This window comes from Kitasatospora sp. NPDC059146, from assembly GCF_042786665.1.
In the GTDB taxonomy this organism is placed as follows: Bacteria; Actinomycetota; Actinomycetes; order Streptomycetales; family Streptomycetaceae; genus Kitasatospora.
On record NZ_JBHZCY010000051.1, the window covers coordinates 15,689 to 28,014 of the forward strand.

General features: G+C 73.4%; 9 protein-coding genes and 1 riboswitch. Of the genes, 5 read left to right on the forward strand and 4 right to left on the reverse strand.

Annotated elements, in window-relative coordinates; translation table 11 throughout:
• Nucleotides 1–122 precede the first annotated feature (122 nt).
• Nucleotides 123–995: a histidine phosphatase family protein gene (locus ACFXPX_RS22030; RefSeq protein WP_380642865.1), complete on the forward strand. Its 873-nt coding sequence runs from the start codon at nt 123–125 to the stop codon at nt 993–995.
• Nucleotides 996–1,031: 36 nt separating this feature from the next.
• On the opposite strand, the gene ACFXPX_RS22035 is transcribed toward ACFXPX_RS22030, so the two are convergent.
• Nucleotides 1,032–1,994: a helix-turn-helix domain-containing protein gene (locus tag ACFXPX_RS22035; RefSeq protein ID WP_380525142.1), complete on the reverse strand. Its 963-nt coding sequence runs from the start codon at nt 1,992–1,994 to the stop codon at nt 1,032–1,034.
• A gap of 436 nt (nt 1,995–2,430) precedes the next feature.
• Here ACFXPX_RS22035 and ACFXPX_RS22040 point away from each other — a divergent pair, with 436 nt between their 5' ends.
• The gene (locus ACFXPX_RS22040) at nt 2,431–2,925 is read left to right on the forward strand and encodes a GNAT family N-acetyltransferase (RefSeq protein ID WP_375894062.1); all 495 of its coding nucleotides are present in this window, start codon (nt 2,431–2,433) and stop codon (nt 2,923–2,925) included.
• 17 nt (nt 2,926–2,942) lie between these two features.
• Here ACFXPX_RS22040 and ACFXPX_RS22045 read toward each other — a convergent pair whose 3' ends face one another.
• From ACFXPX_RS22045 to ACFXPX_RS22055, 3 genes are all read right to left on the reverse strand, one after another.
• Entirely contained in the window at nt 2,943–4,631 is a 1,689-nt protein-coding gene (locus ACFXPX_RS22045; RefSeq protein WP_380642867.1) for an ArnT family glycosyltransferase, read from the reverse strand.
• Nucleotides 4,632–4,776: 145 nt separating this feature from the next.
• Nucleotides 4,777–5,748 (reverse strand): LamG domain-containing protein, encoded by a 972-nt coding sequence (locus tag ACFXPX_RS22050; protein ID WP_380642869.1) that lies wholly within the window; start codon nt 5,746–5,748, stop codon nt 4,777–4,779.
• A gap of 387 nt (nt 5,749–6,135) precedes the next feature.
• Nucleotides 6,136–7,356, reverse strand: coding sequence for a ricin-type beta-trefoil lectin domain protein (locus ACFXPX_RS22055; RefSeq protein WP_380642871.1), 1,221 nt, complete (start codon nt 7,354–7,356; stop codon nt 6,136–6,138).
• Nucleotides 7,357–7,793: 437 nt separating this feature from the next.
• On the opposite strand from ACFXPX_RS22055, the gene ACFXPX_RS22060 reads away from it, so the two are divergent.
• The 3 genes from ACFXPX_RS22060 to ACFXPX_RS22070 are packed head-to-tail and all read left to right on the forward strand — an operon-like array spanning nt 7,794 to nt 11,991.
• Nucleotides 7,794–9,212, forward strand: coding sequence for a glycosyltransferase family 2 protein (locus ACFXPX_RS22060; protein ID WP_380642895.1), 1,419 nt, complete (start codon nt 7,794–7,796; stop codon nt 9,210–9,212).
• A gap of 5 nt (nt 9,213–9,217) precedes the next feature.
• Nucleotides 9,218–10,282, forward strand: coding sequence for a glycoside hydrolase family 26 protein (locus tag ACFXPX_RS22065; RefSeq protein ID WP_380642873.1), 1,065 nt, complete (start codon nt 9,218–9,220; stop codon nt 10,280–10,282).
• Nucleotides 10,279–11,991 carry a glycosyltransferase family 39 protein gene (locus ACFXPX_RS22070; protein ID WP_380642875.1) on the forward strand — a complete coding sequence of 571 codons (1,713 nt, stop codon included), beginning with the start codon at nt 10,279–10,281 and terminating at the stop codon, nt 11,989–11,991. Before ACFXPX_RS22065 ends, ACFXPX_RS22070 begins: the two co-directional genes overlap by 4 nt.
• Before the next feature lie 72 nt (nt 11,992–12,063).
• Nucleotides 12,064–12,196, forward strand: a riboswitch (cobalamin riboswitch).
• The last annotated feature ends 130 nt before the right edge of the window (nt 12,197–12,326 follow it).

Consider the following 12,326-nt stretch of genomic DNA (forward strand, 5'->3'; position numbering starts at 1 on the left):
TTCTCCGTGAACACTGGAGGAGGCGGCGCGATCATATGTATGAACAGGCGTGCACGCCGGGCACCACCAGACCGGACCGGCATCCGGCCGGAACCTGATCGACCCACGGGGAGCTCGCGGCCATGGCAGAACTCGGCACCACCCTCAACGGCCAGCACCAGACCACCCAGCACCAGTCGGCCCCGCACCAGGCCGCCCAGCACCAGTCGACCCCGCACCAGGTCACCCAGCACCAGTCGACCCAGAACCAGCACCACCCCCACGTCACCGCCCACCGCCCCGCGGCGGCCACCCGACTGCCGTCCGTGCTGATCGCCACCCGGCACGGCGAGTCCACCGCCAACGTCGAGTTCCAGCTGGCCGAGGCCGTCGGCGCGCTCAGCGTCCCGATCAGCTGCCGGGACGCCGACATCCCGCTGTCCCTGCGCGGCCAGCAGCAGGCCCAGGCGTTCGGCCGCTGGTGGGCCGCCCTGCCCAGCGCCGACCGCCCGCGCAGCGTCTGGTGCTCGCCGTACGTGCGCACCGCCGAGACCACCCGGATCGCGCTCGCCCAGGCGGCCGGCCTCGGCGCCGTGCCCGTCACCCTGGCCGTCCGCTACGACGAGCGGCTGCGCGACCGCGAGCTCGGCATCCTGGAGATGCTGCCCAAGGCCGCCATCGAGGCCAAGCACCCGGAGGAGGCCGCCCGGCGGCGCAAGATGGGCGAGCTGTACTACCGCCCGCCCGGCGGCGAGTCCTGGGCCGACGTCGCCCTGCGGGTGCGCAGCCTGCTGCGGGACGTCTGCGAGGAGGAGGCCGGCCGGCCCGTCCTGCTGGTCGCCCACGACTGCACGGTGCTGATGCTGCGCTACGCGCTGGACCGGCTCACCGAGCAGCAGCTCACCGAGCTCGGGGCGGTGCACAACTGCTCCACCAGCCTGTGGCGGGCCCAGGACGGGCGGTTGCGGCCGGACCGCTGGAACGGCGTCGACCACCTGACGGGCGGGGACAGCTGACGGGCGGAGGCAGCTGACGGACCGTCGGCCGTCGGGTCACTGCTGCGCGACCGCCGGATCGGCGAAGCAGCGGCGGTAGGCCAGCGGTGTGGTGCCCAGCCGCCGCCCGAAGTGGTGCCGCAGCGCCGCCGCGTTGCCGAAGCCGCAGCGGGCCGCGATCGCGTCCACCGACTCGGTGGTGGACTCCAGCAGCCGCTGGGCCAGCAGCACCCGCTGCCCCACCAGCCAGCGGTGCGGGGTGGTGCCGGTCTCCTGCTGGAAGCGCCGGGCGAAGGTGCGCGGCGACATGTGCGCCCGGGCGGCCAGTTGCTCGACGGTCGCCTCCTGGTCCGGGTGGTGGCGCATCCAGTCCAGCAGCGGGGCCAGCGAGTCGCCGCCGCCCTCCGGCAGCGGGCGGTTCACGAACTGCGCCTGCCCGCCCTCCCGGTGCGGCGCCACCACCATCCGGCGGGCGATCCCCCGGGCCACCTCGGCGCCCTGGAACTTGCGCACCAGGTGCAGGCAGGCGTCGATGCCGGCCGCCGTACCGGCCGAGGTGACCACCGGGTCGTCGTCCACGTACAGCACGTCCGGCTGCACCGCCGTCCCCGGGAACCGGCCGGCCAGGTCGTCGGTGTAGCGCCAGTGGGTGGTGGAGCGGCGGCCGTCCAGCAGCCCGGCGGCGCCCAGCACGAACGCGCCGCTGCAGATGGACAGCACCCGGCCGCCGCGCGCCACCACCGCGCGCAGCGCCGCCAGCAGCGGCTCCGGGTAGGCGTCGCGGATCCCCGAGGCGGTGACCACCGCCAGGTCGGCGTCGGCGAGCCGCTCCGGGCCGTACGGGACGTCCACCGTGAACCCGGAGTGGGTGGCGTGCGGCCCGGGGTGGGCGCCGGCCAGCGCGAAGTCGTAGCCGGGCAGCCCGTCCGCGGTGCGGTCCAGGCCGAACACCTCGCAGGCCACGCCCAGTTCGAAGGGGTGGACCTCCTCCAGCACCACCGCGACCACGTTCCTCAGCATGCCGCCCAGGATGCCCCGCCGGGCCGGGCGCCGGGAAGCCCCCGGCTGGCAGGATTTCGAGGCAACCCGGCGTTCCTGCCACTCGTCGGCCCCGCCGGCTCCCGGCCACAGTGGTGGCCATGGAATCCGGCACCCTCGCAAGCGCACTCGCCCTGGCCGGCGCGGTCGGCGGCTTCGGCCTGCTCGGCTCCCTGATCGGCCGCGAGCTCTCCCGCGGCCCCGCGGCCGGCCGCGACAACTACCACCGCCCCGGCGGCTACCCAGCCGACCCGCACCGCGCCGACCGGCTGCACGGCGCCCCGGCCGCGGGCCGCGCCGACGCCGACGCCGACGGCGCTCCTGCCACCGCCCCCGCTGACCCCGCCGCCCCCGCTGACCTGCCGCTCCGCCCGACCCCCGGGCCCGTCGCCGTACCGGGCTCCGGCACACTGGCCCGATGGACTACCTCATCCGCCACGCCCTCCCCCGGGACCTCGAAGACGCCGGCCGGATCACCGTCGAGGCCTTCGTCGGCGACGGCTACACCAAGCCCACCAGCGGCTACGTCGAGCTGCTCCGCGACGCCGGGCGGCGCTCCCGCGAGGCCGAGCTCCTGGTCGCCGCCGACGCGGCCGACGAGCAGGTCCTCGGCTGCGTGACCTTCGCCGTCGGCGGCACCGAGTGGGCCGACATCGCCACCCCGCAGGAGGGCGAGATCCGGATGCTCGCCACCGCCGCCGCCTCCCGCGGCCGCGGCGTCGGCGAGGCCCTGGTCCGCGCCTGCGTCGCCCGCAGCCGCGAACTCGGCCTGACCGGCATGGCCTTCTCCACCCGCCCCGAGATGACCGCCGCCCACCGCGTCTACGAGCGGGTCGGCTTCCGCCGCACCCCCGAGCGGGACTGGGCGCCGTACCCGGGGATGGACCTGATGGTCTACACCATGGCGTTCTGACGGCCCGGCTCCGGCCGTCACTTCCGCTTGTCGTACCCGGGGGCCACGTAGACGGTGTAACGGCCGTGCTCGCCGCTCCGCACCACAGTGGCCACCCGGTACCCGGCGTCCTTCAAGGTCGGTTGAATCTCCCGGTCGGTGGCCCCGGTCTGGGTGAAGTCCAGGACCACGACCTTCCACTCGTGCGCCTGGATCCCGGCCTGGATGGCGGGCACCCCGCTCTGCATCTGCCCGGTGCCAGGGTCCCGGCGGAACACCGCCACCAGGTCGTGCCACTGCTGCCAGTCGCTCTGCTTGCGCAGGTAGTAGGCGGGGACGTTGTAGTTCTCCACCAGGTAGCGGTCGTCGCCCTTGACCACGTACGGCTCCAGCGCCGCGACGAACTCCTTCGAGTTCGACCACTCGCCGAACATCTCCCGGCCCTGGGCCACCCCCGCCCAGGCGAGCGGGCCCACCACCAGCGCGGCGGCCACGATCCCGGCCGTGACGTGGAAGCGGCCCCGCAGCCACAGCACCGCACGGGCCAGCAGTACGCCCACCACGATGCACGAGAACCAGGCGCCGAAATCCACGTGCTTCTGCAGCGACAGCCAGGTGTGGATGCGGATCTGGTTCAGCGGCGCCAGCAGACCGGCCACCAGTAGGAGCGCGGCCAGCCAGAACTCCGTCCAGGCCGCGCCCTTCTCCCGACGCGCCCGCACCAGCTGGACCAGCACCCCGACCAGCGCCACCACCAGCAGCGGGCCGACCCAGCGGGCGGCCTCTCCGGCCACATACGCGTACGCGTCGTGGCCCGGGGCGCGCTGGAGCGTGGTGTGGTTGAAGCCGTCGACGTACCGCTGACCGGCCGCCAGGGCCGCCGCGCCGACCGCCACCACGAAGGTCAGCAGCACCAGCAACCCGCGCCGCCAGCGCGCCCAGGAGCGCACCGAGTCGCCCGGCCCGGCCAGCACCGCGATGCCGCACACCACCGGCACCCACAGCAGCGCGGCGTACTTGGTCGCCCCGGCCAGGGCCAGCAGCAGCCCGGAGCCCACCAGACTGGGGTACCCCCCGCCCGTGGTCAGCCGGACCGCCAGGTAGCCGGCCCAGGCGAGGACCGCCAGCGCCATCGCGTCGTAGGTGGCCAGACCACCCAGGAACTGGGTCGGGCCGAGCGCCGAGAAGGCCGCCGCCGCGCAGAACGCCGCGAGCGAGCCGTACAGCCGACGGGTCGCCAGGTGGAGGGCCGTGGTCGCGGAGAGCATGAACGCGAGGCTGAGCAGCCGGGCGCCGTTCAGCCCGCCGACGAAGTCCGCCAGGGCGACGACCACCGGGTAGATCAGCGGGGAGCCGGAGAAGAAGGTCTCGTACGTCGACACCGGGGTGCCGTGCCGCAGGTGCGCGATCTCCTGGTACCCGGAGTAGATGTAGGTGCCCTCGTCGATGAAGGCGGTGTTGCTGAGGATCAGGTGGTACGACAGCGCGCCCTGCACCAGCAGCACCACCAGCAGCGGCAGCCAGTCGGCCCGCAGCACCGGGCGCGCCGGGTGCGGGACCCGGCGCGGTCCCGGCCGGCGGCGGCGCCGGTCGGGCGCGGCCGGGCTCGGCCCCGCCGGGGCCGTGCGCTCGCCCAGCGCCACCCCGCCGCCCGGGCGGGCCTTGGTGGGGCCCAGGACAGGCTTGCGGGTGGACTCGGGCCGGATCCAGCGGCCGTCCGCGCTCATCAGTACTGCTCCTATCTGGGGCTCTGCGTCCGGATGCGCCGTCGGGGCGCCACACGCTCCGGGGCGCGCGTCGGCCACCCCGTACCGCCGGGGCGGTACGGGGTGGCCGACTGGACGCTCACGGGACGCTCGGCCCCGGGCCGGTTCAGCCGTTGAGCCAGGCGCCGGTCGGCGGGACCGACGGGGGCGAGCTCGGACCGGCCACGATCTTGACGATGTCGGCCTCCGGCAGCACCTGGTCCCAGGTCTGGATGTCGGCCACCGCGCCGTGCCAGGGGTCCGCCCACTGCGAGTTCGAGCTCAGCCGGCCGATCTGGAGGGTGTTGTTGCCGGACGGCTGCACCCCGGCCGACTTGGCCGAGGCCTGCGGAACGCCGTTGACGTACAGGGTGAGCTGCTGCGACGGGTCGTCGTACACCCCGGTCAGCAGCACCCACTGGTTGACCGTCGCGTCGGCCTTGGACCACGCGATCGCCGAACCGCCGCCCGGGACCTGGACCTTGAAGTACCACTGGTCGTGCCCGTTGTTGCTGGCCCGGCCCAACGAGTACGCGTAGTACTGGCCGTCGCCCTGGCTGATCGCGCTGCGATTGCCGTCGGGCTTGTCGACCAGCACCCGGGCCGAGACGGTGAAGCTCTTGCTCACATCGACAACCTGGCCGGAGGTCGAGGCGAACGAGTCCTGGCCGCTGGGCAGTTTGAGGACCTGCCCGGAGAAGCCGCTCATCGTACCCGGCTTGGCGTCCGCGCCCAGGTTCAACGCCGGGCCCTTCTTGGCCGACAGGGTGCCGACGGTCGGCGGGCTGTCGATGCCCTTGACCGGCGGGTTGCTCGCCGACTGTGACGGGCTCCCCGAGGGCGAGGAGGTCGCCGTGACCGCGGGGCCCGGCTTCTTGTCCTTGTCCTTCTCGTACAGCCAGAAGCCCGCACCGGCGGCGGCCAGGACCACCACGGCGGTCGCCGCGCCGATCAGCTTGAGCCGCCGGCCGCGCTTGGCGGACTTCTCGTTCTGCTCGGCCAGTGCCTCCCAGTCAGGGGTACCGGTCGGGGCGGCGGGCGGCGGGAAGCCGGGCTGCTGCTGCCACGGCTGCGCGGGCGGCTGCGGATGCTGCGCCACCGGCCCCAGCTGAACCGGGCCGGGCCGCACCGGGACCGCACCGCCGGGCTGCGGCACCGGCGGCACCGGTTGGGACGGACCGGGCGTCAACGGCTGGGGCGGCGGGCTGGGCGCACCGGGCGGCGGCCCGAAGCCGGTCGCGGGCCCGAAGGCGCCGTTCGGAGACTGCGGTGGCACACCGGTGGCCGGAGCGGGCCCCCCGGCCGGTGCCTGCTGCGGTGGCGGGTAGGACTGCCCCTCGCCACTCGGTACCGGTCGATCGCTCATGGCCGGAATGCTAGGGCATCGGCCCGACCACGCCCATGGCGGGTGCACGGACGGAACGTCACCACCGTCCGGGCGCCGACGGACCGCCGGAGCGCCCTAACCCACCGCCGCCGACCCCCGTCAGCCGACCCCGTTGTACGGGATCCGCCAGTGCTGCGAGACCGTGTCCGCGCACGGGCGCAGCTGTGCCGCCGTGCCCTCCGCGAGCGCGCCGCCCGCGGTGCCCAGGCACAAACCCGAGTCCTGATGCGTCAACCGCCCCCCGGCGGCGGGCCCCCAACGCTGCCCGGGGCCGGCCGTGCACGCGGCCAGCGTGACGGAGGACCGGTCCGCGCCCGGCACCAGGCAGGCCGCCCCGGCCCGCAGCGACCCGTCGTTGCCCACCGTCCAGCTGGTCGAGGAGCCCGGGTCGCCACAGGCCCCGACGGTCACCGCGGCGCCGACTGCCCCACCGGGACCACCGCCGTGCCGCAGGCAGATCCCCGGTGCCCCGGCCGGGATCTCACCGACCGGCAGGCCGACCCGGTTGTGGAAGGCGAAGGACTCGCTGCGCAGGCCGGTGCCGCCGCTCCACACCTCGAAGCCCGCCTGCACCCGGCACAGGTAGGAGCCCTTGGGGACGTACCCGCGAGCCATCGCGTCGGCGGTGAACAGCCGCAGGTTCAGGGCCCGGGTGGTGTGGGTCGGCGTGGTGCGCACGTAGCTGATCACGCTGTGCGGGCCGGTGATCGGCGCCTGGAACACGTTGTACGCGGCGTCTCCGAACGGCTGGGCGTCGGCGACCTTGTCTCCGGCAGGTCGCACGCTGTCGGTGGCGTCCAGCCACACCATCAGCTCGGCGCTCTCCCCGGGCAGGCAGTTGTCCGGGCTGGAGCCGTACCAGAGGTCGAAGGACAGGTTGAAGGAGCCGTTCACCCGGCCGTTGGCGTCCCAGTCGGCGGTCGCGTCGCCGAGCGCGCTGACCGGGACGGGCAGTCCGCTCGCGCCGGGGGCGGTGGAGACGTTGGGGTAGGCACCTGGGGCCAGCGGGATCTTCGGCACGAAGTCGCGGATCTGCGAGACCATGAAGCCGGTGTCGCCCACCGGGTCCACGCAGACCGTGCCCGCGGTGTTCCACGGGTTGGGTTCGAGGATCTTGGACCCGCCGTCCAGGGCCAGCTTGGGGAACGGGGTCTCCGGGGACGAACACAGGCCGGCTGCCGAAGCCGTGGCGGACGGCGCCCGCTCCGCCGCCCCGACCTGGCCGGTGCATCCGGCCAGCAGCGCGGCGGCCGCACCGGTCGCCGCGAGCGCCCGCAGCCCCCGGGCCGCACGCCCGACCGCACCGCACTGGATCTTCATCACGCTTTCCCCGAACCGTCCTCGCCCGCTGGGCGGCCAACCGTAACAAGTGCTCCACACGCACTCCCGCCCGGATCACGATCGGAACTCGATATCGGTTCCGGATGGCCGCGGGAAGAGAGGGGAGAGAACTCAGCGCAATCGGTCCCGTACGATCCTGGCGTCCCCCGCACTGCCCGACCGGGAAACGGCCAGACCGCGGGGAGGGTTCAGATCAACACGGCTTCGGGGGAGTAGAGCACGTGACTGTCACCGAGAGCACGCGACTCGCGGGCGGCGGTCGACCACCCGTCTCCAGGCGCCGCAGCAGGCGCTCCCCGTCCGCCCGCAAGCAATGGGGGCTGCTCCCCCAACCACCGGACAACACCGAGAAGTACCTGTACGCCCGCACCCATCTGTGGGTGCTGACCTGCTTCTCCCTGATCAGCTTCGGCTGCATGGTGGCCAGCGAGATCGGCCTGTTCAAGGCGACGCCGTGGTTCCTGCTGTTCGTGCCACCGCTCGCCTTCACCATCGTCTACTACCTGATCTCCCGCTGGGTGCACGGCTTCAACGAGACCTTCGACCTCGCGGCGCACCGGGCGCTGGTCAAGTCCTGGCGGCCCGAGCACTATCCGACCGTCGACGTCTTCCTGCCCGTCGCCGGCGAACCGATCGAGGTCCTGCACAACACCTGGACGCACGTCGCCCGACTGCGCGACCAGTACCCGGGCGAGGTCACCCCGTACGTCCTCGACGACAGCAACAGCCCCCAACTGGCACAGATGGCCGTCGACTTCGGGTTCGTCTACGGAACCCGCAACCAGCTCGGCTGGTTCAAGAAGGCCGGGAACCTGCAGTTCGGCTTCCGCAACTCCGACAGCGACTTCATCCTCATCCTGGACGCCGACTTCGCGCCCCGGCCGGACCTGCTGGACGAGATGCTCCCCTACATGGCGGCCAACCCCAGGCTCGGCATCGTCCAGTCCCCGCAGTTCTTCCGCATCCTCGACTCGCAGAACTGGATCGAGCGCGGCGCGGGCGCCGTCCAGGAGTTGTTCTACCGGACCGTCCAGGTCTCCCGGCAGCGCAGCGACGGCGCGATCTGCGTGGGCAGTTGCGCGATCTACCGGCGCGCGGCGCTGGAGGAGAACGGCGGCACCACGCTGATCGGCCACTCCGAGGACGTGCACACCGGCTTCGACCTGCGCCGACTCGGCTGGGACCTGCAGTACATACCCGTGGCCCTGGCCACCGGGGTCTGCCCGGACAACGTCGGCGGCTTCTTCAACCAGCAGTACCGCTGGTGCACCGGCTCGATGAGCCTGCTCGGCAGCCGGAAGTTCTGGACCGCCAAGCTACGGCCCATCACCCGCGCCTGCTACCTGTCCGGCTTCTTCTACTACATCCACACCGCGCTGTTCACCGTCGTCTCGCCGCTCGTCCCGATCGTCCTGCTGCTCACCCGCCCCGACCTGGTCCGCTGGGAGAACACCGCCCTGGTGCTGCCCGGCCTGATCTACGCGACGGTCATCTTCCCGCTCTGGCACCGCAACCCCTACCGGCTGGAGGCCTGGGCCGCCCGGATGATGTACGGCTGGGCGCACGTCTTCGCCATCTGGGACATCGTGCGCCGCAACCGGATGGCCTGGCAGCCGACCGGGTCCTCCGGCGCCAAGAAGAACAGGACCCGGCGGTTCTGGATCGGTGTGATCGCCTGGGGCGGCGGGACGGCCCTGCTCTGGGTGGGCGTGAGCATCTGGCGGATGCTCACGATGGGCCCGCTGAACTTCGCCCTGGTCCTCGCCTCCGGGCTCTTCTACGCCACCATCGTCGGCCGGGTCCTGGTCCAGCCGCGCCCCACGGAAGCAGTGTGATCACCATGACCGCCCACCCCCGACGGACCGGTCCGCTCCGCCGCCGGCTGGCGCTCCCGCTGCTGACCGCCACCCTGCTGCTGGTCACCGCCTGCGGCCCCGAGGACCCCGGCTTCGCACTCCAGGAGGGCCTCGCCCCGCCCGCGCCGAGCGCCACCGGCCCCAGTCCGGGCACCGCCGCCCCCGCCCCCAAGGCGCTGCCCACCGACGTCCCGTACGACGTCACCCCGCTGCTCAAGCCCACCCACAAGTACCTCGGCGTCGCCCTGCCGGACGTCCCCGCCTCGATGGACGCGCTGCCCGGCTACAGCGCCGCGATCGGCAAGCAGCCCAACGTCCTGGCCTATTACGCCCACTGGCGGGGCGGCTTCGACACCGCCGGCGTACGCCGGATCTACCAGGCCGGCGCGCTGCCCTTCATGGCCTGGGAGCCGTACGACCACTCGCTCGCCTCGATCGCGGCCGGCGACACCGACGACTACGTCCGGGGCGTGGCCAAGTCCGTCGCCAAGCTCAACCTGCCGATCGCCATCAGCATCGCGCACGAGATGAACGGCAACTGGTACCCGTGGGGCCGCCAGTCGGCCGGCCCCCAGGACTTCGTCGCGGCCTGGCGGCACGTCCACGACATCTTCGACAACGCCGGCGCGACCAACGTGATCTGGGTCTGGAGCCCCAACATCACCCTCCCCGCGCCCAACACCCGACTCGCGCCGTACTACCCCGGCGACAGCTACGTCGACTGGGCCGGCATGACCGGCTACTTCACCCGCACCGACCCCGACGCCTTCGACGAGCTGTACGGGCCGACGATGGCCGAGATCCGCGCCTTCTGCAAGAAGCCCTTCTTCATCAGCGAGACCGCGGTCGAGCAGGGCAAGCACCAACGCGCGGACACCGACCAGCTGTTCTCCGGGCTGGAGGCGCACGACGACATCGTCGGCTTCATCTGGTTCAACATGGTCAAGCGGGCCGACTGGCGGGTCGAATCCGTCCCGGACACCCTGGCCACCTTCAAGAAGCGCGCGTCCGACCCCCGCTACGGCTTCGACATCCGGAACCCACGATGAGCGCAGACCCCGAATCCTTCCCGACCCTGCCCGGCGGCGCCGGGAAGCCGGCCGCGGACGTACCCGCACCCCGCCCGGCGGGCGGGGCCGAGGCCGGGGCCGGCGCCGTGCCCGTGGCCCATGCGATGCCCGCGGCCAGTGCGGTGACCGTCGACAACCCCGACGGCATCGAACTGGCCCCGTACACCATCCCCCAGGTCCCGGCGATCGGCTGGGACCCCGCCTCCAGCCCCCGGCGCCGCTGGATCGCCCGCGGGCTGCTCGGCGCCGTCCTGGCCGTCCAGGCCGCGCTCTCGCTGCGCCTGCTCGCCGCCGCGCACCCCGACGAGGCCGCCGCCATGGTGGCCGGCCGCCAGCAGCTCGCCCACCTGCTGCACGGCGCCCCGGTCACCACCGACCTGCTCGACCGCGTCCCCGGCTCGCCGTGGCTCTACCCACCGCTGGCCGGCGCCGCCGCGAACGCGGACGGCATCTGGGGCACCCGGCTGCTCAGCCTCGGCTTCGGCCTGCTCACCACGGTGCTGCTGTACTCGCTGACCCGGCGGCTGTTCAACGAACGCGTCGCGATCTGCGGCATAGCCGCCTACGCCGTCCTGCAGTCCACCGTCGTGGTCGGCTTCTACGGCGCCCCCGAGTCCCTCGCCGTCCTCCTGGTCGCCCTCGCGGCCTGGCTGACGGTGTTCACCGCCCGGCGTGCCCCGGCCCTGGTGCTGACCGCCGCCGCGGCCACCGCCCTGGCCTGTGCCGTCGCCTACTCGGCGGTCCTGGCCGTCCCCGCCCTGGTGGCCCTGGCCCTTGCCACCGCCAGGCCGCACCGCCGACCCGGCCCCGCCGCCCTGCGCGCCCTGCTGCTGGCTGTCGGAACGCTGGTCCTGCTGCTGCCGTACGGCCTGCTGGGGAAGGTCGTCGGCTGGTCCCCCACGCACGGCAACGCCCCCGGCTCAGCCGGCTCCGTCCTGCTCGGCACCCTCCAGTGGGCCGGCCTGTTCACCCTCCTCGCGGTAGCCGGCACGGTCTCGTACGCGCGGCGCGAGCAGCTGGCCGAGCACGAGTCGCCGGGGAGCGACCGGATCGCCCCCACCCGCGCCCAGCGGGCTCTGCTCGGGGTCGTGCTGACCGCCACCGCGCTGCTGGTCCCCGCCGTTCACCTGTGGGCCGGCACCTCCGGGGCCCTGTTCCGCCACCTCGACTACGGCATGCTGCTCGCCACCCCGATCGCTGGGCTCGGCCTCACCCGGCTGGTCGGGGCCCACTTCCGCCACCCCCAGTTGGGCATCCTGGTCTGGGTCGCGCTGCTGGCCCTCGGCATGGAGCAGTCCGCGCTGCGCTACCAGAACGGGCCCGACTCCGGCCGCCTGCTGGCCGTCCTGCGGGCGCACGCCGTCCCGGAGGGCCACTACCTCACCGAGGTCGACGGGCTCGCCGAGTACTACCTGGGCGCCGTCAGCAGACCCGAGCAGTGGATCTCCGCCCGGGCCGGAACGGACTACCGCGACAGCGCCGGCGTGCAGCACCACGGCGTGGACGGCAGCACGGCGGCGATCCGGGACGGCTGGTTCACCATGGTCGTCCTCGACAGCACCGCGCCGGCGGCCACCGACCGGGCGCTGAGCGCCGCGCTGAACACCGGCGGGCGCTACCGGCTGATCGCTCAGTTCACCTCGCCGACGGGCGATTCGAGCACGTACAAGGTCTATCTGCGGCACTGACAGGCCGGCGAGCCCGTCGGCATCCGCGACACGACAGGCACAACATGTGGTGCCGCCGCAGCTAGTCGGCACTACATGTATGCTCGCTTCTGCTGTCGATGCAGGGGAACCCGGTGGGAATCCGGGACTGCCCCGCAGCGGTGTGCGGGCGGCTCCAGCAGCCGTACCGCGAGTCCGAGTACCTGCCGAACAGCGTGCGCCACGGCCCTCCCGCAGAGGCCGCGCCAAGCACCAGCACCACCCCTCCGGGCCTCGCGGGCGGGCCGGGGAGACACCTCGCGCGACGCTTTTTGCGTTCGCGCCGTGCTCCCCTGCCCAGATCGGCCCGGGTGACC

Bases quoted from the DNA above. Each gene is read 5' to 3' on its own strand.
- ACFXPX_RS22055 (WP_380642871.1), bottom strand. From the start codon at position 7,356: ATGAAGATCCAGTGCGGTGCGGTCGGGCGTGCGGCCCGGGGGCTGCGG.
- ACFXPX_RS22045 (WP_380642867.1), bottom strand. From the start codon at position 4,631: ATGAGCGCGGACGGCCGCTGGATCCGGCCCGAGTCCACCCGCAAGCCT.
- ACFXPX_RS22070 (WP_380642875.1), top strand. From the start codon at position 10,279: ATGAGCGCAGACCCCGAATCCTTCCCGACCCTGCCCGGCGGCGCCGGG.
- ACFXPX_RS22035 (WP_380525142.1), bottom strand. From the start codon at position 1,994: ATGCTGAGGAACGTGGTCGCGGTGGTGCTGGAGGAGGTCCACCCCTTC.
- ACFXPX_RS22060 (WP_380642895.1), top strand. From the start codon at position 7,794: ATGGTGGCCAGCGAGATCGGCCTGTTCAAGGCGACGCCGTGGTTCCTG.
- ACFXPX_RS22065 (WP_380642873.1), top strand. From the start codon at position 9,218: ATGACCGCCCACCCCCGACGGACCGGTCCGCTCCGCCGCCGGCTGGCG.
- ACFXPX_RS22030 (WP_380642865.1), top strand. From the start codon at position 123: ATGGCAGAACTCGGCACCACCCTCAACGGCCAGCACCAGACCACCCAG.
- ACFXPX_RS22040 (WP_375894062.1), top strand. From the start codon at position 2,431: ATGGACTACCTCATCCGCCACGCCCTCCCCCGGGACCTCGAAGACGCC.